Here is a 19,945-nt window from a genome sequence, read left to right as displayed (position 1 = left end):
TCGAACACGCGTTCGATGAACAGTCAAGCGGATGCCCGGCGCGTCAGCTCCCGCAACCGCCCTGCACCGGGCGCACCGTCGCCGCGACGACCATCGGCGTGTGCGTCACCGTGATGCCGGCGGCAGCTGCCGCGGGCGCCGTGAAGCTGAAGGCGAGGTCGTTGTGCGCCCCCGGCGCGAGTGTCACACGGAAGCCGAGCACGGCGTGGCCCTCGTGCGTCGCCGCGAGCGGATGCACGGCCCTGCCGTTCACGGTGATGCCGCGCCCCGTGAAACCGGGCGGCGCGTAGACGTAGACCATGGTGGCGATGGACCCCGCCGGCGTGCCGAAGTAGCCGTGCGCGGTCACGTACGGGGGCAGGCTCGTCGCGGCATCCTTCGGGGCCACCGAGCTGAGACGCACGGTGATGACCTGCCGCCCGGCACTCGGGCAGCTCGGCGTGACGGCAGACCGCAGGTAGAAGTCCATCTTCGCGCCGGTGCCGTCGTTGAGGTAGACGCCGTAGGCGGAGGCCGTTGCGGTCGACACGGGCAGGGTGCCCACGAGCGGGGTGGTCGCGAGCGTCTTCTGCTCGTCGGCGTGGGCGCTCCAGACGTGGATGCGGTTCTCCTCCATCGCGGTCTGGAGGGCCGTGAGCAGCGCCTTCGGGTGCGCCTTGCCGCTCGTCACCGCGCGGAAGATGCGCTGGGTCGCGTCGGCGAAGAACACGTCCTGCTTGGCGGTGTCGGGGATGAGCGCGTAGACCTTGCTCAACAGGATGGTCGCGGCGTTCTGCGAGGTGAGGGTGATGCCACCGGCGGCCTTCACCGGGCCCGTCGCCTTCAAGATGTAGCCCAGGGCGACCGGGTCGAGCGAGATCACGCCGTCGACGGTCTCGCCGGACGCCTGCTTCCACATGGTCGCTGCGATCTGCGAACTCCGCGTGAAGTCGGGGTTGGTCACCACGTTCTGAAGCCGCTCGGCGACCGTGTCGCCGAACAGGGTCTTCTCCGCGGCCGAGAGCGGAACGACCGGCGACGACCACTTTCCGAGGGCGGCGGCCGAGGAGCGCGGCCCGAGGATGATCCTCCCCTTGTCGGCGGTGATGACCGCGAAAGCCCCCGGAATGCCGCCCGCCGACCGCAGCTGCGAGTTGTTGAGCGAGAGCAGCAGATAGTTGCGCGGACCGTCGATGCCCAGCATCGGCGGCAGGATGCGCGCCGCCGTCGAGAGCGAATCGACCGTCCGACTCGTGGTCGTCACGAGCGTCACGAGCTTGCCGACCGCGGACTTCACCTCGGGGAGGGTGCCCGCCGTGCTGATCGTGGCGGCCGAGGCCGCGGCGCGATCGAGCGCGACGCGCGCGGAATCGAGCGTCGCCGACGCCTTCGCGAGGGCGGCGACGTCGATTCCGCCCTTGCTCGGTACGAGGGTGTGGAGGTTGACCGTGGCGGCCGTCGTGGCGAGGGGGGTCACGGCGCTGTCGGCGACATCTTTCACGAGAGCGGCCGCCTTCCGGACCGCGGTGAGGTTGGCGCCGACGACGGGCACGATCTCGGCGGCGCGCCACACTGGATCCGAGGTGAGCGAGGCGGCCTTGTGAGCGCGGGCGGTGAGGTCGGCGAGGTCTGACTGGATCGCCGCGGTGTCGCCGCTGAGCGCCGCGGCCTCGATCCGGTGGGCCACCGGCTGGGCGCCGGTGAGGAGGTCCTTCGCCTGCAGCGCACGGCTGCCGACCCAGAAGGCCGCCCCCGCGAGGGCGAGGATGACCACGACGGGGATCAACCAGAACAGCAGTCGGCGGCGACGCCGACGGCGCGGGGGCCGCTCCCCGGCCTCGCCCAGGCCGGCGAAGGGATCGTCGGACGGCGGTGTCGGGTCGGTCGTCATGGCGTCACCTTCGGGTCGGTGCCGGCTGCGGGTCCCAGCCGGGGCGTCAGTGCTTCAGTGCTGGAGCTGCAGGACCTTCGCCGTGCTGCCGAGGGTGGCCGCGGCGGTGGCGGGGTCATCCGACAGCTGGGCGCCGAGGCTCGGCACCATGGCCCGCAGGCGCGGCGTCCACTCCGCGAGTCGGTCGGGGAAGCACTTCTCGATGAGGCCGAGCATGATGGGAACCGCGGTGGACGCTCCCGGGGAGGCGCCGAGCAGCCCCGCGATGGACCCGTCGGCGGCGGCGACCACCTCGGTACCGAACTGGAGCACACCGCCCTTCTTCGGATCCTTCTTGATGACCTGCACCCGCTGACCGGCCGTGATCTTGTACCAGTCTTTGGGATCGGCGCCCGGGAAGAATTCGCGGAGCGCCTCGAACTTGGTCTGCTTGCTCGCGGCCAGCTGGCCGACGAGGTAGCCGACGAGGCTCAGGTTGCTCGCGCCCGCGGCGATCATGGGGATGAGGTTGTGCCAGCGGATCGACTTGAAGAGGTCGAACCACGAGCCGCTCTTGAGGAACTTGGGGCTGAACCCGGCGTACGGCCCGAACATGAGGCTCGCGGAGCCGTCCACCACGCGGGTGTCGAGGTGCGGCACCGACATGGGCGGCGAGCCGACGGCGGCCTTGCCGTAGACCTTCGCGTGGTGCTTGGCGACGAGCGCCGGGTTGTCGGTGCGGAGGAACTCGCCGCTCACCGGGAATCCACCGAATCCGCGGATCTCCTTGATCCCCGACTTCTGCAGGAGGTTGAGCGCGTTGCCGCCGGCCCCGACGAAGACGAACTTCGCGCTGAACACCTCGGGGTTGTTCCCGACCATCTGGCGCGTGGAGATGCGCCAGAGCCCGTCGCGCTGCCGGCGCAGCCCCGTCACGCGCTGCTCGAGTCGCAGCTCGGCGCCGTTGCTCGTGAGGTAGCGCATGAGGAGACGCGTGAGCGCGCCGAAGTCGACGTCCGTGCCCGCGGCGATGTAGGTGGCGGCGATCGGCTGGCTCTTAGCGCGGCCCGGGATCAGCAGCGGGGTCCAGGCGCGGATCTGCGCCGCGTCTTCGCTGTACTCCATCCCCGCGAAGAGAGGATGATCCTTGAGCGCCTCGTAGCGCTTGCGCAGGTACTCCACATTCGCCTCGCCCCAGACGAAGCTCATGTGCGGGGTGGAGTTGATGAAGGCGCTCGGATCGGGAAGGGCACCGACCTCGAGGAGGTGGGCCCAGAACTGGCGGGACACCTGGAACTGCTCGTTGACCTTCACGGCGCTCGAGATGTCGATGCTGCCATCGGCTCTCTCCGGCGTGTAGTTCAACTCGCACAGGGCCGAGTGGCCGGTGCCGGCGTTGTTCCACGGGTTCGAGCTCTCGAGGGCGACGGCGCCCAGCGTCTCGAAGATCTTGATGTCCCAGCTCGGCTCCAGCTGCTTCAGCAGGGTGCCCAGTGTCGCGCTCATGATGCCGCCACCGATGAGGGCGACGTCGATGGGTGTACTCACCCCTAGAGTTTATCCGCAGGAAGGGACCGAATGCCGTTAACCAGCAGTGAACGGTCCCGCCATCGCGGCGCGCGATCCGTGCCGGTGGTCACGCGGCGACGAGCTTCGCCGCGGCGAGCTCCGCGATCTGCACGGCGTTGAGCGCGGCACCCTTGCGCAGGTTGTCGTTGCTGACGAAGAGCGCGAGTCCGCGGCCCCCGGGGACGCCCTCATCCTGGCGGATGCGGCCCACGTAGCTCGGGTCCTGACCCGCGGCCTCGAGCGGCGTCGGCACATCGACGAGCGCGACTCCGGGTGCGTCCGCGAGGAGCTCCTTCGCCCGCGCGACGGAGAGCGCGGACGCGAACTCCGCGTTGATCGCGAGGGAGTGCCCGGTGAAGACGGGAACCCGCACGCAGATGCCGCTCACGAGCAACTCGGGCAGCTCGAGGATCTTGCGGCTCTCGTTGCGGAGCTTCTTCTCCTCGTCGGTCTCGAACAGTCCGTCGTCGACGAAGTTGCCCGCCTGCGGGATCACGTCGAACGCGATCGTCTTGGGGAAGGCGGTGGCGGCCGGGAACTGGACGGCGGTGCCGTCGGAGACGAGACCCATCGCATCCTGCTCGACGGCGGCGCGCGCCTGCTCGAGCAGTTCGACGCCGCCCTTGAGGCCCGCGCCCGAGACGGCCTGGTAGGTGGAGACGACGAGGCGCTCGAGACCGGCCTCCTCGTGCAGCACCTTGAGCACGGGCATCGCGGCCATGGTGGTGCAGTTGGGGTTGGCGATGATGCCCTTCACGGCGGCGTCCATCGCGTGCGGGTTGACCTCGCTCACGACCAGCGGAACCTCGGGGTCCATCCGCCACGCGGAGGAGTTGTCGACGACCAGCACTCCGGCCGCAGCGAACCGCGGGGCCTGCACCTTCGACATGGTGGCTCCCGCGGAGAAGATCGCGATGTCGAGCCCCGTGGGGTCGGCGGTCTCGGCGTCCTCGACGACGATGTCCTGGCCGCGCCACGGCAGGGTCGTGCCGGCGCTGCGCGCGGAGGCGAAGTAGCGGATCTCGGCGACCGGGAAGTCGCGCTCCTCCAGCAGTCGCCGCACGACGGCGCCCACCTGACCCGTGGCGCCGACGACGCCGATCCTCACACCGCTCATCGTCCCGTTCCTCCGTGAACCACTGCCTTCTCCTCGCTGTCGAGCCCGAACGCCGTGTGCACGACGCGCACGGCGGCGGCGATCGTGTCGGCCCGGGTGACGACCGAGATGCGGATCTCGCTCGTCGAGATCATCTCGATGTTGATGCCCGCCTCGAACAGCGCCGTGAACAGCTGGGCCGAGACGCCCGCGTTGGTGCGCATGCCGGCGCCGACCAGCGAGAGCTTGCCGATCTGGTCGTCGTACTGGAGCGTCTCGAAGGCGATGTCCGCGCGCGCGGCCTCCAGCGCGGCGATGGTTCCCGGGCCGTCGGTCTTGGGCAGCGTGAAGGAGATGTCGGTGCGACCGGTCGCCGCGGCGGAGACGTTCTGCACGATCATGTCGATGTTCGCACCGGCGCGGGCGACCGTCGTGAAGATCTGGGCGGCCTTGCCGGGGATGTCCGGAACGCCGACGACCGTGATCTTCGCCTGGCTCAGGTCGGCCGCGACACCCGCGATGAGTGGCTCTTCCACGTTGCTTTCTCCGTCTGCTGGATTGATGACGAGGGTGCCCTCGTTGTTGTTGAACGACGACCGTACATGAAGGGTAACCCCGTGCCTGCGGGCGTATTCCACGGCCCGGATGTAGAGCACCTTCGCGCCCGCTGCGGCGAGTTCGAGCATCTCCTCGCTCGTGATCGTGTCGATCTTGCGGGCCGCGGGCACCATGCGCGGGTCGGTCGTGAAGACGCCGTCCACGTCGGTGTAGATCTCGCACACGTCGGCGTCGAGCGCCGCCGCGAGCGCGACCGCGGTGGTGTCGGAACCGCCGCGACCGAGTGTGGTGATGTCGCCGGTGCCGCGATTGAAACCCTGGAAGCCGGCGACGATGGCGACGGCACCCGAGTCGAGCGCGGCGCGGACGCGGCCGGGGGTCACGTCGACGATGCGGGCGGAGCCGTGCTGGGCATCCGTCAGCATGCCCGCCTGGCTGCCGGTGTAGCTGCGGGCCTCGACGCCCAGGCCCTTGATGGCCATCGCGAGGAGCGCCATTGAGATGCGCTCGCCCGCGGTGAGCAGCATGTCGAGCTCCCGGCCGGAGGGCATGGGGACGACCTCGTTGGCGAGGTCCATGAGCTCGTCGGTGGTGTCACCCATCGCCGAGACGACGACGACGACCTCGTTGCCCGCTTTGCGGGTCTCCACGATCCGCTTCGCGACGCGCTTGATGCTCTCAGCGTCGGCGACGGAGGATCCCCCGTACTTTTGTACGATCAGGCTCACGCGCTACTCCAGAGGTGTCGATATCTTGGAGTTCAGTGTAATGTGCCCGAAACATGCGCTCTGACGCGGCGGGCGCGGGTGCTACTGCTCGACGAGCCGGCGGCCCTCGAAGGCCCGCCCCAGGGTGACCTCGTCGGCGTACTCCAGGTCGCCGCCGACCGGCAGGCCCGAGGCGAGGCGGGTGACGCGGAGTCCTGGCTGCACGAGCAGTCGCGTGAGGTAGGTCGCGGTGGCCTCGCCTTCGAGGTTGGGGTCGGTGGCGATGATGACCTCGGTGACCGTGCCGTCGGCGAGCCGCTGCAGCAGCTGGCGGATGCGCAGGTCGTCCGGGCCGATGCCGTCGATGGGGCTGATCGCGCCGCCGAGCACGTGGTAGAGCCCGCGGAACTCGCGGGTGCGCTCGATGGCGACGACGTCTTTGGCTTCTTCGACCACGCAGATGGTGGTCGCCGAGCGACGCGGGTCACGACAGATGTTGCAGGTGTCCTGCTCGCTGACATTGCCGCAGATCTCGCAGAATCGGACCTTCTCCTTCACCTCGAGCAGCACCTCCGCGAGGTGGGTCACGTCGAAGGTCTCGGTCTGCAGGATGTGGAAGGCGATGCGCTGCGCCGACTTGGGCCCGATGCCGGGGAGGCGACCGAGTTCGTCGATGAGCTCCTGGATGATGCCTTCGTACATGGATCAGTCGATTCTCGGGGTGACGCGCGGGGTGATCTTCTGCTCCTCGATGAAGTTCGCACCGAGGATCTCGCGCACGACCGACTCGCCGTAGCGCTTGCTCGGAGGGGCGACCTTCCCGCTCGGGGCCACCGGTGGCGTGGAGGCCGTCGATGCCGGCGCCTCTGACGCGGGTGCCTGCGACGCGGGTGCCTGCGACGCGGGTGCCTGCGACGCGGGTGGCGTGGACGCCGTCGACGCCGGAGGCCTGGGCGCCTTCGTCGCCGGAGCGGGGGGCGAGGCGGGGATCGTGGCGACCGCCCATCCGCCCGGGTCGGGCTCGAGATCGGGTTCGAGGGGTTCGGGGAAGTCGTCGGGCTCGGGCGGGAGCGGCACCGATGGCGGAGGCGTGGCCGCTCGGGGCGCGGTTCGCGCGGGGGCGGCTGCCGCGGGTGCTGCTGCGGGCGGCGTGGCGGCAGGGCGCGCGGCGGCGGCGGGCGCTGGCATGCGCTCTGCCGGCGACGGAGCCGCTGCCGGTGTGGCTCCTGCCGGAGCCGCCGCTGCCGCGGATGCGGCGGGCGAGCTCAGCGAGGTCTCGACGCGCGCGATGAACTTCACGCGGAGCCCCAGCACCTCGACGATGGCCTTGCGCAGGGTCTCGCTCACGCCCTCCCCCGAGGTCACCGTCTGCTTGAAATTGGCGACGTCGTTCTCGCTCGGGAAGGTGACCGTGAGCACGTCACCCTGAAGGGCGCGCGCCTGCGAGGTGAAGACGACCATCCAGGCGCTGCGGCGCGCTCGCTTGACGCTCTCGAGGATCTCGGGCCACGCATCGCGCATCTGCTGGAGGGTGACCGGGCCGTCGGCGGCGGGCGCGACGGGCGCCGCCGAAGCGGCGGGCGGGGCCGACTCAGCGGGCACGGCCGACTCGGCGGGCGGGGCCGAATCGGTGGGCGGGGCCGACTCGGCGTGCGGCGTCGACGAGGAAGGCGCGTCAGCGGCGGGCGCGGCGGACGCGGGTGCGGCGGCCGCGGTGGCGGGTGCCCGAGTCGGAACCGTGGGGGCGGTCGCGGCGGCGGGCGGGATCGGGGCCGCGACGCGCGACGGGGGTGCGGCGCGGGTCTCGGGGGTGCGCGCAGCGGCGGGACGGGCATCCGTCGACGTCGACTCGACACCGATTCGGCGCTCCAGTCGCTCGACGCGCGCGAGTGCCCCGCGCTCGGTCTCGTCGCTCGCGGGCACCAGCACGCGCGCGACCATGAGTTCGAGGTGCAGTCGAGGCGAGGTGGCGCCCGTCATCTCGGTGAGCGCGGCGTTGACCACGTCGGCGGCACGCGAGAGCTCTGCGGCACCGAAGGCGTGCGACTGCTGCGCCATGCGGTCGAGTTCGTCCTGCGGGATACCGCGGAGCACCGCGGCCGCGCCGTCGGCGGTGGCCGCGACGATGATGAGGTCACGGAGTCTCTCGAGGAGATCCTCCACGAAGCGCCGCGGATCCTGGCCGGTCTGGATGACCCGGTCGACCGCGGTGAACGCGGCCGCCGCATCCTGCGCACCGATCGCGTCGACCACCTCGTCGAGCAGGGCGCCGTGGGTGTACCCCAGCAGGGCCACCGCGCGCTCGTACTCGATGCGCGAGTCTTCGGACCCGGCCATGAGCTGGTCGAGCAGGGAGAGCGTGTCGCGAACCGACCCGCCGCCCGCGCGCACGACGAGCGGGAGCACGCCGGGGGCCACCGTGATGCCCTCGCTCTCGCACAGGGTCTGCACGTATTCGAGCATCTGGGCGGGAGGCACGAGCCGGAACGGGTAGTGGTGGGTGCGGGAGCGGATCGTGCCGATGACCTTCTCGGGCTCGGTCGTCGCGAAGATGAACTTCACGTGCTCCGGCGGCTCCTCCACGATCTTCAGCAGCGCGTTGAAGCCCTGCGGCGTGACCATGTGGGCCTCATCGAGAATGAAGATCTTGAAACGGTCGCGCGCCGGAGCGAACACCGCTCGCTCCCGAAGGTCGCGCGCGTCGTCGACGCCGTTGTGGCTTGCGGCATCGATCTCGACCACGTCGAGCGAGCCACCGCCATCGCGCGACAGCTCCACGCAACTCGGGCAGACCCCGCACGGGGTGTCGGTCGGACCCTCCGCGCAGTTGAGGCAGCGGGCGAGGATGCGCGCCGAGGTCGTCTTGCCACAGCCCCTCGGCCCGCTGAACAGGTAGGCGTGGTTCACGCGATCGGTGCGCAGTGCCGTCCTCAGCGGATCGGTCACCTGGGACTGGCCGATCAGTTCGGCGAATGTCTCCGGGCGATACCGGCGGTAGAGGGCTGTGACCACTTGTCAAGGATAGCCGGGACCCCCGACGCCCTACGCGGCCGCGACCGCGGGCGGCGGGGCACGGGCGGCGGCGCGCGATGTGCGGGAGCCGGGCATCCGGGAGACCGACGCCCGAACGAAAAAGGACCCCTCGCGCACCCGCCAGAGCCCGGTTACCCTTGCTGCGTTTCCGCCCTGGGGGAGTTGGCCTGGATGGCGCCACGCGAGGAGCCGTCGACAACTTTACCCGCAATCCCGGCGAGCGCGCGCCCCGGTGCTCGCCACTGGATCACTGCGCGATGAGCGCGGCGGTCTGCCGGGCGATCTCCAGTTCCTCGTTCGTGGGGATCACGAGCACGGCGACGGGCGAGTCGTCGGGCGAGATGCGACGGGCCACGCGCGAGGCCAGCTCGTTGCGATCGTCGTCGACGTGGATGCCCAGGAACTCGAGACCCGCGAGGACCCGCCTCCTCAGCAGCACGTTGTTCTCCCCCACGCCGGCCGTGAACACGATCGCGTCGAGGCCGCCGAGGTGGGCGATGTACGCGCCGAGGTAGCGCCGGATGCGGTGACGATAGACGGCGAGTGCGGCATCCGCGACCTCGTCGCCCTGGGCCGCGCGCTCCTGCACGTCGCGCATGTCACCGCTGCCCGTGAGGCCCAGCAGACCGCTGCGGCGATTGAGCAGCACGTCGAGCTGGTCGACATCGAGACCCGCCTGGCGATGCAGGTGGATGAGCACCGCTGGGTCCACGTCGCCGGAGCGCGTGCCCATCACGAGCCCCTCCAGCGGCGTCAGCCCCATGCTCGTCTCCACCGAGCGCCCGCCATCCACCGCGCACACGGATGCGCCGTTGCCCAGGTGCAGCACGATCGTCTTGAGCTCGGCGAGCGGACGCCCAAGGAAGAGAGCGGCCTGCTCGCTCACATACTTGTGCGAGGTGCCGTGGAAGCCGTAGCGGCGGACCCCGTGCGCGGCGGCGAGCTCGCGGTCGATCGCGTAGGTGTAGGCGGCTGGGGGCAGGGTCTGGTGGAAGGCCGTGTCGAAGACCGCGACCTGCGGAACGCCGGCGAGAACCTCCTGCGCGGCGCGGATGCCCTGCAGATTGGCGGGATTGTGCAGGGGCGCGAGCGCCGACAGCTCATCGATCTGGGCGTCCACCTCGGGGGTGACGAGCGTCGCCTCGTGAAAGACGGAGCCGCCATGCACGACGCGGTGGCCCACCGCATCGATCGTGTGGGCCGTGCCGAGGTCGGCGAGTGCGTGGCGCATCGCCTCACCGTGGTCGGCGACACCGGAGCCCTGCTCGCCGATGCGTTCGATCATCCCGCCCACCAGGGAGCGCTCGGTCTCGACGTCGATGAGCTGGTACTTGAGCGATGAGGAGCCCGAATTGAGCACGAAGACCGTGCTCACGAGGCGGCCTGGATCGCGGTGATGGCGACGGTGTTCACGATGTCCTCCACGAGTGCCCCGCGCGACAGGTCGTTGATCGGCTTGTTGAGGCCCTGCAGCACCGGTCCGATCGCGACCGCTCCCGCGCTGCGCTGCACTGCTTTATAGGTGTTGTTGCCGGTGTTGAGGTCGGGGAAGATGAACACGGTCGCCCGGCCCGCCACCTGCGAACCCGGCATCTTCGCCGCCGCGACGGTGGGGTCGGCGGCCGCGTCGTACTGGATCGGCCCCTCCACGAGGAGATCGGGACGCCGCTCGCGCACAAGGGCCGTGGCCGCGCGCACCTTGTCGACGTCTGCGCCGGAGCCGGACTCGCCGGTCGAATAGCTCAGCATCGCCACCCGCGGCTCGATCCCGAACTGGATCGCGGTCTCCGACGACGAGATCGCGATGTCGGCCAGCTGCTCCGCCGTCGGGTCGGGGATGACCGCGCAATCGCCGTACACGAGCACGCGGTCGGCCAGCGCCATGAGGAACACGCTCGACACGACCGAGACACCGGGGCGGGTCTTGATGATCTCGAAGGCGGGCCGGATCGTGTGCGCCGTGGTGTGCTGCGCGCCCGACACCATGCCGTCGGCGAGCCCCAGGTGCACCATCATGGTGCCGAAGTAGCTGACGTCGGTCACGGTGTCGCTCGCCTGATCGAGCGTGATTCCCTTGTGTGCGCGGACCCTCGCGTACTCCTCCGCAAACCGTTCCCGCAGCGGAGAGGTGACGGGATCGACGACCTCCGCCGCGGAGAGATCGAGTCCGAGTTCGGTTGCGCGCGCACGGACGGCCGAGGGGTCGCCGAGGATCGTGAGCTTCGCGACCCCCCGCTGAAGGAGGGTGCTGGCGGCACGGAGGATGCGGTCATCCGTGCCCTCGGGGAGAACGATGTGCCGCTGGGAGCTGCGGGCCCGCTCGAGCAGGCCGTACTCGAACATGAGCGGCGTGACCACGCTCGACGGGTTGACCTTGAGGAGGCTGAGCAACTCGGCGGCGTCGACGTGGGTGTCGAAGAGGGCGCGCGCGGTGTCGTATTTGCGGGGCGAGTCGGCGGCGAGTCGGCCGCGAGTCTGGGAGATGCGCTTCGCGGTGTCGAAGGTGCCGAGCGCGTTCGCCGCGATGGGCAGAGTGGAATCGAGCCCCGCGATGAGGCGCTCGATCTGCGGCGAGAGCGCGAAGCCGCCATTGAGGATCACGCCCGAGATGGAGGGGAAGGTGCCGGAGGCGTGCGCGAGCAGGGTGCCCACGAGCACGTCGGCGCGGTCACCGGGCACCACGACGACCGACCCCTCGATGAGTCGGGGCAGCACGTTCTCCATCGACATCGCCGCCACGACGACGCCGAGCGCCTCGCGACCGATGAGGGCCGGGTCGCCGGCGATCAGGTGCGCATCCGTCGCCTCCAGCAGGGCGGCGACGGTCGGGGCGACGAGCACGCGGTCCTCCGGGATCGCCCACACCGGGATCTCGTGCTCGGCCTCCGGCACCACCGAGGTGATCGCGGCGATGATCTCGGGCAGGCAGTCGGGATCGGCGCGATTGGCGATCACCGCCAGCAGGCCGGCGTGCGCGGTGCGCAGCTCGGCGAAGGTGAGTTCGGCGATCTGGCGCATGTCGTCGGGGGTGCGCGAGGCGTCGGACTCGGCCACCCGCCCACCCAGCACGAGCAGCACGGGCGCGCCCAGGTTGGCGGCGATGCGGGCGTTGAAGGTCAGCTCGGTGGGACTGCCGACGTCTGTGTAGTCGGAACCGAGGATCACCACCGCGTCGCACTGCCGCTCCATCTCGGCGAACCTCGCGACGATGTCGGTCAGCGCCCCCTCCGGATCGCTGTGCACGCGCTCGTAGCTGACGCCGACGCAGTCCGCCGCGGGCACCTCGGCGGTCGCGTGGTCGAGCAGCATGTCGAGCACGTAATCGGCCTGGATGACCGACCGCGCGATCGGGCGGAACACCCCGACTCGCCCTGCCTCGCGCGCCAGCGTCTCCAGCACCCCCAGCGCGACGGTGGACTTCCCGGTGTGGCCTTCGGCCGAGGTCAGATAGATGCGGGTGGGCACGTGACCCAGCCTAGGCACCCGCGACCGAATGGCGGCAGTGACTTAAGCCGCTAAGCTTCTCTATGGTTCTGCGGCCCACCTGCCGCGGAATGCGCCAGGAGAATTCGCCTAGTGGCCTATGGCGCACGCTTGGAAAGCGTGTTGGGTGAAAGCCCTCGGGGGTTCGAATCCCCCATTCTCCGCCGATTTTTTGCCCAGATTGTGCACGGTTTTCAGGCTTCCCCTGTCGTGACGACGGACTGGTGCCTCGGCGCTGTCAATGCCGCCGGTCCCCGTCGCGGGGTGACGAACGGTTCGAGTCAGGCGTCGCCAGGGAAGAACTCGGGCGGACTCTTCAGTGGCGGGCGTCGTGATTCCAGCTGGGAACCGGTTTGTCAGTCGACGGGGTCGAGGCGGAGTGTGACCTCGTAGACTGCTGGCCCGGTGATGCCGTCAACGATGCTCGGATAGCGCGCATATTTCGAGCGGTAGGCAGCGTCGACCCCTGCTTGTGCGTCATCGTCTGCCGCCACGAATCGAACAGCGGTCGTGTTTGTGCCAGCCGTGATGTGGCCGCTGCCGCTGGTCACGGCGCGGCGAAACCATCCGTTTGTTGCGCCGCGGGCGCTGCGCACGAAGATGTCGCCATCGAATTCAACTGCCCAGATGATGACGTCTGGTCGAGCGCTGCCGTCGGGACGGTCTGAACTGATCCGCACTTCGTCGCTGCGCGCGATCGCATTGATAGCTTGCTCGCTCCAGACCATTAGCCTTCGATGACCTTTCTGGCGACGGTGACAGCGGATAACGCTTTGGGCCATCCCGCGTAGAACGCGAGGTGTGTGAGGACCTCCGCGATCTCTGCTTCGGTGAGGCCGTTCGCGATTCCGCGCTGCAGGTGGCCACTGAGTTGTTCGGTGTTCCCGCCCATGACGAGTGCGGCGATCGTGATGAGACTGCGGTCCCGAGGCGAGAGCTCAGGGCGTTCCCAGATGTCGCCGAACAGGACGCCGTCGGTGAGTTCAGCGATCTTCGGGGCGAAGTCTCCGACGATCTTCTGGATGGGGGTGGGGTCGGTTGTGTGGGTCATGATTCCTTCAATGTTGCGATTCGAGTCGTTGTCGCTTCCTTGTGGGCGGTTCGGGTCTGGGCCACCGATTCTGTTCGGCTGCGTGCGCGGATGCCCGGAACGATGAGCGCGACCGCGACGAGTAGCGCGAGGAGCAGCAATCCGCTGCCTCCGGTCAGCGCGACCTCGGCCTGTGCGGTGATGACCGCTCGTGCTGAGCCGTCGCTGGGTGCGACGGCCGCAAGGCTGACGAGCACTCCCAGGCCGAGCGATGAGCCCACCTGATGGAAGGTGTTCACCGCTCCGGAGGCGGCGCCGGCGTCGGCGGAGGTGGTTCCGGCGATTCCGGCCGCGGTCAGGGGCGCGAAAGTGAAGCCTTGGCCCGAACCGATGAGAACCATCGGAAGCGCCACCCCGGTGAGGTAGCTGCTGCCCGAACCGATGTGGCTCAACCAGATCATGCCCGCAAGCGTCAACGCGATTCCGAGCACGAGAGAAGTGGCTTGTCCGACTCGTCGCGTGACCTGCGGGATGGCCATCGCGACCGCGAAGTTGACTGCGGTCATGGGTAGAAATGCGAGGCCGGCCTGGAGCGGTGTGAATCCGAGGACTCCTTGAAGGAACTGCGTCGTGAAATAGAAGAATCCCATCATCGCGCCGAGGTAGAGCAGTCGGCCGACGTAGGCTCCGGTCCTTTCTCGACTGTGGAACAGACGCAGCGGAAGAATCGGCTGGGTCACGCGTGACTCGGTGATCACAAAGCTCCCGAGCCCAGCGAAAGCGACCGCGAGTCCGACGATTGTCTCGATCGTCGCCCATCCGTGCTCGGCGGCGTTCAGGATCGCGTAGACGAGCGAACCAACGCCGACCGTGGAAGTGATGGCGCCGAGAAAATCGAATCGGCCCGCGAGTTTCTTCGTTTCCGGCAGGAACCGTGGTGCCAGGACGATCATCGCGATCCCGATCGGAACGTTAACGAAGAATCCCACACGCCAGGAGATCCATGAGGCGAGAGCGCCACCGATCACCATTCCTGCGCTTGCGCCGATTCCCGCCATCGCCGCGTACCAGGCGACAGCACGTGCGCGTTCATTGCCGTCAAAACTTGCGGTGAGCAACGACAGCGCTGATGGCGCGACGATCGCGGCTCCGACCCCCTGCACGGCACGAGCTGCGATCACCCACCACGCGGCTGGCGGCACCGCGATGAGAAATGAGGCGGTTGCGAATACCACGAGGCCGAAGACAAAGACCCGCTTGCGGCCGAGCAGGTCGCCGGCACGTGCACCGAGGAGCAACAGACCGCCGAACACGAGGGTGTACGCGTCCTGCACCCACGCGAGTGAGGTCTCTGACAGGTGCAGGTCGGCGCGCAGCTGCGGCAGCCCGGTAAAAATGACCGAGTTGTCGAGAAGGATCATGAAGTAGCTGATCAGGATGATCGCCAGAATCGCGCCCTTGTGCTGCACCGGCGCCGCGGTGTCGGTCATGGAGTCACCATGACCTTCAACGCAGTGCGCTGGTCCATCGCCCGGTAGCCCTCGGGAGTGTGGTCGAGGTCTATGGTCTGGTCGAACACTTTGCCAGGGTTCACCGTGCCGTCGAGCACGCCGGGGAGGAGTTGTTCGATGTAGGTGCGCACCGGGGCTGGGCCACCAGTCAAGGTGATGTTCGGAAAGAACAGCGTCGATCCCACGGGACCTTCCTCGTACTGAGGAACTCCGACGCGGCTGATCACTCCTCCGGGGCGGACGATGCCGAGCGCCTGCTCGTAGGCGGGTAGCATTCCCACGGCTTCGAGAACCGCGTGGACCCCGTATCCATCGGTGAGTTCGCGAACCATCTGGATTCCCTCGTCGCCGCGTTCGGCGACGACGTCGGTTGCGCCGAACTCGAGCCCCAGATTGGTGCGCGTCTCGTGGCGGCCCATGAGGATGATGCGCTCGGCACCCATCTGCTTCGCGCTGAGCACGGCCATAAGGCCGACTGCCCCGTCGCCGATCACGGCAATGGTCTTGGATGCGTTCACCCCGGCCCGCAGGGCCGCGTGCCACCCCGTGCCATACACATCGGTGAGGGCAAGCAGCGATGGGTAGAGCGCCTCATCGACAGGGGCGGGAACCTTCACCAGGGTGCCGTCAGCGAGGGGAACGCGGACCGCCTCTGCCTGTCCGCCGCCGACCTGCTTCCCGGGCATGTTCCAGAATCCACCTTGCTCGCACGAAGTCTGAAGCCCTTCCCTGCAGAACGCGCAGGTGCCGTCGGACCATGCGAATGGGGCGATCACGAAGTCGCCCACCCCCAGCGTCGCAACGTCGGATCCGATCTCTTCGACGACTCCGATGAACTCGTGCCCGATGGTGGTGCCGTGCTCGGATGCCGGCTTCGAGTGATACGGATGGAGGTCGCTTCCACAGATGCAGGCGCGGGTGACGCGCACGATGGCGTCGGTAGGAAGGAGGAGTTCGGGGTCGGCGACTGTTTCGACCCGAATGTCGCCGGCGCCGTAGATGTATGTGGCTCGCATGAATCCATCACACAGCTGCCCGCCGACTGCTGGGAGTGACGGGTTATCCGTGTACCAGCAGACCACCCATCAGAATGTCCGATGGCCGTACCGTTAAGGAATGACTGGCCCAGAAGACGTTCGCGAGTTCCTCAGCTCTCGCCGCGCCCGACTGACCCCGGATGCCGCCGGGCTGCCGGTGTTCGGCGGTCACCGCCGCGTGCCGGGTCTTCGCCGCGAGGAAGTGGCGATGCTCGCCGGAGTGTCGGTGGATTACTACAACCGACTTGAGCGAGGAATCCTCGCTGGAGTATCGGACAGCGTTCTCGAAGCCGTCGCGGGAGCGCTGCATCTCGACGACGCAGAGCGTGAACACCTTCACGATCTGGCCAAGATCGCCAACAGTTCCCCTGTCGCGAGGCGCCCTCGGAAGTCCGCCGACGCGATCCGCCCCAGTATCCAACGGCTCCTGAACTCAATCACTGAGGCGCCGGCGATCATCCGCAACAACTACTTCGACTACGTCGCCGCGAACGCGATGGGACGCGCCCTTTATGCGCCGGTCTTCGCTGAGCCGGCACCCAACAGTGCTCGCTTCGCGTTCCTCAATCCGGCCGCGCAGGACTTCTATCGCGACTGGGACCGTGTCGTCGCCGAGCTTGTCGCGACGATGCGCGGTGAGGCCGGGCGCAACCCCTACGACAAGCGGCTCAGCGGGCTGGTTGGCGAACTGTCGACCCAGTCGGATGTGTTCAGAACCCTGTGGGGCTCCCACGATGTGCGATACCATCGGTCAGGCGTGAAACTGATGCATCACCCCGTCGTCGGTGATTTGGATCTGGTTTACGAAGCACTCGATCTTCCCGCCGATCCCGGCCTCACGCTGTCGACCTACACGGCCGAACCAGGCACCCCGTCGGAGGACGGGTTGAAGGTTCTTGCCAGCTGGGCCGCGACCCAGGACGCTGCGCTCGGTTCGTCGGGGTCGTTTGAGCGCAGCGAGCGTTAGTTCTCCATCCTCGGGGCTCAGCTCGGAGTCGAGGATGCGGACGTTCTCGGCGATCGTGGGACCCGCAAGAACGTCCTCGCGACCCTCACCCGCGCCCGGGCAGAACGCGAGTTCGCCGAGTGAGCGACGCGAGTGGCCTACCCGATGCCCTTCGTCGTGTAGATCCTGCGCTGGGAGTCGGATGGCGGATCGATGACCATCACGAAATCGCTCCGTCGGCTGTATGACAATAAGAAGGACAGCGGGATGTCTTTGTGCAGGAGATTCGCCGGCACCCCGCGATCGACCGCCTTCAGATCACGGACCTTGCGCGACATCGCGCCGCGCAAGTCCAGATCGAACGACGCGGTCCACTGCTGGAGCACCTCCACCCATCCGTCGAACACGTCGTCAGTCAGCGCAGGGTTCGACAGCAGCACCACCTGCACTTGTCCGCCCAGCCCGGGGTCGCCCTCTGCGAAGACGCCGTAGAAGATGCCGCGCGGCAGCACGGTCAGACCGACGGCTTCCTGTCGCGCGAGATAGCCGTGCTCACGGAATTCGGTGAACAGCGCATCCTTGCCGCCGCCGGAAAGTGGAAGCGGGGTGACGATGTGGTCGAAGAATTGATCGCGACTCGCGAACAGTGTGTTGGCCATGCGTCTGCGGTGCCCCCGTCGAACTCGGCCCGCGGTTGCGGGCCCCAAGGCCAGCGTAGGCCGAACCAGACTTCTCCTCAGTCCCCACAGAGGGGGGAGGCTGCGACCTCACCCCTCGCTCACGGCCGGATCAGTCGGATGAGCCCGGGCCGATCTCGCCGGACCCACGCTCGATGAGGTCGGTGGGAACGCTGATGGGCGGGCCGGAGCGCGGAAGGGTTCCGTCGATCATGGCGAACAGCTGGTCGGCGGCCAGCCGCCCGATCTGACTCGGGCGTTGGGCGACGACGGTGATCGGTGGCGCGATCAGGTCGGCGGTGTCGAAGTCGTCGATGCCGACGAGAGCGATGTCGTGCTGCAGGCTGAGCCGTTGCAGAGTTCGCACGGCGCCGATGGTGATGAGGTTGTTGCCGCACACCAGGGCAGTCGGAGGATCCTGGATGCGCATGAGCCGGTCACTCGCAGCGCCACTGAGCTCCGGCGTGCTGAGGCCACCCACGATGAGGCTCTCGTCGATCTCCAGACCGGCAAAGCGCATCGCGTCGAGGTAACCGTAGCGCCTCTCCCGGGCAGTCCAGATGTTCTCATCGTCGTGGAGCAGTGCGATGCGGTGGTGTCCCCGTCGGATGAGGTGCCGCGTCGCGACCGAGGCGGCGACCCGCGCATCCGATCGGATGGACGGGATCAGCGCACCGGACGGCTCGCGGTCGACGCACACGACGGTCAGGCCGCGATCGATGTCGGTCTGCAGATAGGCCTGGCTCGCCGCGATCGGCATGAGGATCACCCCGTCGACGCGGCGCCCGAGGATCGCCGCCATGGCGGTGCCCTCTCGCGCCGGGTCGTCGTCGTGGCTGGAGGCGAGCACCGCGTACCCGCGATTCGCGGCAACGTCTTCGATCGCGCGATGCATCTCGGCCGCGAACGGGTTGGAGACGCTTCCCAGCAGGAGCCCGATCGTGTGGGTGCGGCCGTCCGCACGGCGGAGGTTGCGCGCCCGGATATCCGGCTCCCAGCGCAGTTGCGTGATCGCCTGGCGCACGCGCACAGCGGTGTGTTCGGAGACGTTCGGCTCACCGTTGATCACGCGCGACACCGTCTTGATGCCCACGCCCGCCAGCCGAGCGACGTCGCGAATGGTCACGCGCGCTTCGGGCGGCTCATTGCCGGGCGGGGATAACGGTGTCATTTCAGTTTCAACTCCGGCCCGAAGCCTACTTGATTGTTGGTACCGGATGGGCTACAAACGATTCTGACACCGTTGTCATGGGCAACGACCCTACCGAGAGGAATTCGCAATGAAGCAGTTCACGATCTTCGCCGCACGCCGATCCCGGGCAGCTGCGGTGACCGCGCTGGCGGCCGTGGCCGTTCTGGGACTCAGCGCCTGTTCGAGCACGTCGGGTGGATCCACCGTCGGCAAGAACGACACCGTGGGCGTGAGCCTGATCGTCAAGACGACGACCAACCCCTACTTCGTGTCGATGGAGCAGGCGGCGCAAGCGGACGCCAAGAAGGCCAACGTCAAGCTGACCCTCGCGGCAGGCAAGAAGGACGGCGACACCGACACCCAGATCCAGGCGATCGAGAACGCGATCTCGCGCGGCGACAAGGGCATCCTGATCACGCCGAACGGCCCGGCCGTCAACAACGAGATCAACAAGGCGCGCAAGGCCGGCCTCTACGTCATCGCGCTCGACACGGCGCCCGACCCCGCGAACACCGTCGACATCACCTTCGCGACCGACAACTACGCGGCCGGTCAGTCGATCGGCAAGTGGACGGCGGCACAACTGGGCGGCAAGAAGGCGGTCATCGCCATGCTCGACCTGTTCAGCGACCAGATCGTCTCGGTCGACGTGAACCGCGACCACGGCTTCCTCAACGGCATGGGGATCGACGTGGGCGACAAGAGCAAGAACGGCGCCGAACCGCAGAGCGGCAACTACACCGGCGGCAAGGGCGGTCAGTACGAGATCGTCGGTCACCAGCCCACCCAGGGTGCCGAGGACGGCGGGCGCAGCGCCATGGAGACGCTGCTCTCCAAGAACCCGAACATCAACGTCGTGTACACGATCAACGAACCCGCCGCGTACGGCGCCTACCAGGCGCTCAAGGCGGCCGGCAAGCAGGGCAGCGTCCTGATCGTGAGCATCGACGGTGGATGCGCGGGCGTCGGCTACGTCAAGCAGGGCATCATCGGCGCGACCGCGCAGCAGTATCCGTCGAAGATGGCATCGCTCGGCATGGAAGCCATCGCCGCGATCGCTCGCGGCGGCAGCAAGCCGGCCGTCAGCAGCGGACTCGACTTCTACAACACCGGATCGCAGCTGGTCACCGACACCCCGGTGTCCGGTCTCGACAGCATCACGACCGACCAGGCAGCCACCACCTGTTGGGGCAGCAAGTAACCAGCACTCGGCACGGGCGGGGAAAAGGGACTTCCCACTTTCCCGCCCGTGCGCGA

At 68.3% G+C, this 19,945-nt stretch carries 16 protein-coding genes, 1 tRNA gene and 1 other RNA gene; 3 read left to right on the top strand and 15 right to left on the bottom strand.

What is annotated here, in order from left to right; all coding sequences use genetic code 11:
* Positions 1 to 43: 43 nt before the first annotated feature.
* The 9 genes from G3T37_RS12510 to pta form a co-directional block, all read right to left on the bottom strand.
* Positions 44 to 1,870 carry a DUF4012 domain-containing protein gene (locus G3T37_RS12510; RefSeq protein ID WP_163474234.1) on the bottom strand — a complete coding sequence of 609 codons (1,827 nt, stop codon included), beginning with the start codon at positions 1,868 to 1,870 and terminating at the stop codon, positions 44 to 46.
* 54 nt (positions 1,871 to 1,924) lie between these two features.
* Positions 1,925 to 3,355, bottom strand: a complete 1,431-nt coding sequence (locus tag G3T37_RS12505) for a malate:quinone oxidoreductase (RefSeq protein ID WP_194241637.1) — start codon at positions 3,353 to 3,355, stop codon at positions 1,925 to 1,927.
* Positions 3,356 to 3,485: 130 nt separating this feature from the next.
* Positions 3,486 to 4,535, bottom strand: coding sequence for an aspartate-semialdehyde dehydrogenase (locus tag G3T37_RS12500; RefSeq protein ID WP_163474232.1), 1,050 nt, complete (start codon positions 4,533 to 4,535; stop codon positions 3,486 to 3,488).
* Complete coding sequence (locus tag G3T37_RS12495; RefSeq protein WP_163474231.1) at positions 4,532 to 5,800, bottom strand: aspartate kinase; 1,269 nt, start codon at positions 5,798 to 5,800, stop codon at positions 4,532 to 4,534. Before G3T37_RS12495 ends, G3T37_RS12500 begins: the two co-directional genes overlap by 4 nt.
* Positions 5,801 to 5,881: 81 nt before the next feature.
* Positions 5,882 to 6,481 (bottom strand): recombination mediator RecR, encoded by a 600-nt coding sequence (gene recR / locus G3T37_RS12490; RefSeq protein ID WP_163474230.1) that lies wholly within the window; start codon positions 6,479 to 6,481, stop codon positions 5,882 to 5,884.
* Positions 6,482 to 6,484: 3 nt separating this feature from the next.
* Entirely contained in the window at positions 6,485 to 8,791 is a 2,307-nt protein-coding gene (locus tag G3T37_RS12485) for a DNA polymerase III subunit gamma and tau (protein ID WP_163474229.1), read from the bottom strand.
* 118 nt (positions 8,792 to 8,909) lie between these two features.
* Positions 8,910 to 9,006: signal recognition particle sRNA small type (ffs, locus tag G3T37_RS12480), an RNA gene on the bottom strand.
* Positions 9,007 to 9,059: 53 nt separating this feature from the next.
* Positions 9,060 to 10,187, bottom strand: a complete 1,128-nt coding sequence (locus tag G3T37_RS12475) for an acetate/propionate family kinase (RefSeq protein ID WP_163474228.1) — start codon at positions 10,185 to 10,187, stop codon at positions 9,060 to 9,062.
* The gene (gene pta / locus G3T37_RS12470; protein WP_163474227.1) at positions 10,184 to 12,277 is read right to left on the bottom strand and encodes a phosphate acetyltransferase; all 2,094 of its coding nucleotides are present in this window, start codon (positions 12,275 to 12,277) and stop codon (positions 10,184 to 10,186) included. Before pta ends, G3T37_RS12475 begins: the two co-directional genes overlap by 4 nt.
* A 97-nt stretch (positions 12,278 to 12,374) precedes the next feature.
* On the opposite strand from pta, the gene G3T37_RS12465 reads away from it, so the two are divergent.
* Positions 12,375 to 12,459 (top strand) — tRNA-Ser (locus G3T37_RS12465).
* Between the two features lie 192 nt (positions 12,460 to 12,651).
* Here G3T37_RS12465 and G3T37_RS12460 read toward each other — a convergent pair.
* From G3T37_RS12460 to G3T37_RS12445, 4 genes are read right to left on the bottom strand one after another with little or no spacing between them, the layout of a single operon-like run.
* The gene (locus G3T37_RS12460; RefSeq protein ID WP_241732426.1) at positions 12,652 to 13,023 is read right to left on the bottom strand and encodes a DUF2255 family protein; all 372 of its coding nucleotides are present in this window, start codon (positions 13,021 to 13,023) and stop codon (positions 12,652 to 12,654) included.
* Positions 13,023 to 13,346: a carboxymuconolactone decarboxylase family protein gene (locus tag G3T37_RS12455; RefSeq protein ID WP_163474225.1), complete on the bottom strand. Its 324-nt coding sequence runs from the start codon at positions 13,344 to 13,346 to the stop codon at positions 13,023 to 13,025. Before G3T37_RS12455 ends, G3T37_RS12460 begins: the two co-directional genes overlap by 1 nt.
* The gene (locus G3T37_RS12450) at positions 13,343 to 14,815 is read right to left on the bottom strand and encodes an MFS transporter (RefSeq protein ID WP_163474224.1); all 1,473 of its coding nucleotides are present in this window, start codon (positions 14,813 to 14,815) and stop codon (positions 13,343 to 13,345) included. Before G3T37_RS12450 ends, G3T37_RS12455 begins: the two co-directional genes overlap by 4 nt.
* Positions 14,812 to 15,852 (bottom strand): zinc-dependent alcohol dehydrogenase family protein, encoded by a 1,041-nt coding sequence (locus G3T37_RS12445; RefSeq protein WP_163474223.1) that lies wholly within the window; start codon positions 15,850 to 15,852, stop codon positions 14,812 to 14,814. Before G3T37_RS12445 ends, G3T37_RS12450 begins: the two co-directional genes overlap by 4 nt.
* 100 nt (positions 15,853 to 15,952) lie before the next feature.
* Between G3T37_RS12445 and G3T37_RS12440 the strand changes: the two genes are divergently transcribed.
* Positions 15,953 to 16,840 carry a helix-turn-helix transcriptional regulator gene (locus G3T37_RS12440; protein ID WP_163474222.1) on the top strand — a complete coding sequence of 296 codons (888 nt, stop codon included), beginning with the start codon at positions 15,953 to 15,955 and terminating at the stop codon, positions 16,838 to 16,840.
* A 137-nt stretch (positions 16,841 to 16,977) separates the two neighbouring features.
* On the opposite strand, the gene G3T37_RS12435 is transcribed toward G3T37_RS12440, so the two are convergent.
* Together G3T37_RS12435 and G3T37_RS12430 are read right to left on the bottom strand one after the other, a co-directional pair.
* Complete coding sequence (locus tag G3T37_RS12435; protein ID WP_163474221.1) at positions 16,978 to 17,478, bottom strand: hypothetical protein; 501 nt, start codon at positions 17,476 to 17,478, stop codon at positions 16,978 to 16,980.
* Between the two features lie 130 nt (positions 17,479 to 17,608).
* The gene (locus tag G3T37_RS12430) at positions 17,609 to 18,622 is read right to left on the bottom strand and encodes a LacI family DNA-binding transcriptional regulator (protein ID WP_338401258.1); all 1,014 of its coding nucleotides are present in this window, start codon (positions 18,620 to 18,622) and stop codon (positions 17,609 to 17,611) included.
* A gap of 154 nt (positions 18,623 to 18,776) precedes the next feature.
* Between G3T37_RS12430 and G3T37_RS12425 the strand changes: the two genes are divergently transcribed.
* Complete coding sequence (locus tag G3T37_RS12425) at positions 18,777 to 19,889, top strand: substrate-binding domain-containing protein (protein WP_163474219.1); 1,113 nt, start codon at positions 18,777 to 18,779, stop codon at positions 19,887 to 19,889.
* The last annotated feature ends 56 nt before the right edge of the window (positions 19,890 to 19,945 follow it).

Source organism: Galbitalea soli, from assembly GCF_010686725.1.
Taxonomy (GTDB): domain Bacteria; phylum Actinomycetota; class Actinomycetes; order Actinomycetales; family Microbacteriaceae; genus Galbitalea; species Galbitalea soli.
Note: the sequence above shows the minus strand (reverse complement) of the source record. Positions and strands in the feature narration are given on the sequence as shown.

What these genes read in the sequence shown, in the direction of transcription:
- G3T37_RS12445 (WP_163474223.1), bottom strand. Translation starts at nt 15,852, where the DNA reads ATGCGAGCCACATACATCTACGGCGCCGGCGACATTCGGGTCGAAACA.
- G3T37_RS12425 (WP_163474219.1), top strand. Translation starts at nt 18,777, where the DNA reads ATGAAGCAGTTCACGATCTTCGCCGCACGCCGATCCCGGGCAGCTGCG.
- G3T37_RS12510 (WP_163474234.1), bottom strand. Translation starts at nt 1,870, where the DNA reads ATGACGACCGACCCGACACCGCCGTCCGACGATCCCTTCGCCGGCCTG.
- G3T37_RS12500 (WP_163474232.1), bottom strand. Translation starts at nt 4,535, where the DNA reads ATGAGCGGTGTGAGGATCGGCGTCGTCGGCGCCACGGGTCAGGTGGGC.
- G3T37_RS12455 (WP_163474225.1), bottom strand. Translation starts at nt 13,346, where the DNA reads ATGACCCACACAACCGACCCCACCCCCATCCAGAAGATCGTCGGAGAC.
- G3T37_RS12450 (WP_163474224.1), bottom strand. Translation starts at nt 14,815, where the DNA reads ATGACCGACACCGCGGCGCCGGTGCAGCACAAGGGCGCGATTCTGGCG.
- G3T37_RS12440 (WP_163474222.1), top strand. Translation starts at nt 15,953, where the DNA reads ATGACTGGCCCAGAAGACGTTCGCGAGTTCCTCAGCTCTCGCCGCGCC.
- G3T37_RS12460 (WP_241732426.1), bottom strand. Translation starts at nt 13,023, where the DNA reads ATGGTCTGGAGCGAGCAAGCTATCAATGCGATCGCGCGCAGCGACGAA.
- G3T37_RS12435 (WP_163474221.1), bottom strand. Translation starts at nt 17,478, where the DNA reads ATGGCCAACACACTGTTCGCGAGTCGCGATCAATTCTTCGACCACATC.
- recR (WP_163474230.1), bottom strand. Translation starts at nt 6,481, where the DNA reads ATGTACGAAGGCATCATCCAGGAGCTCATCGACGAACTCGGTCGCCTC.
- G3T37_RS12505 (WP_194241637.1), bottom strand. Translation starts at nt 3,355, where the DNA reads ATGAGCGCGACACTGGGCACCCTGCTGAAGCAGCTGGAGCCGAGCTGG.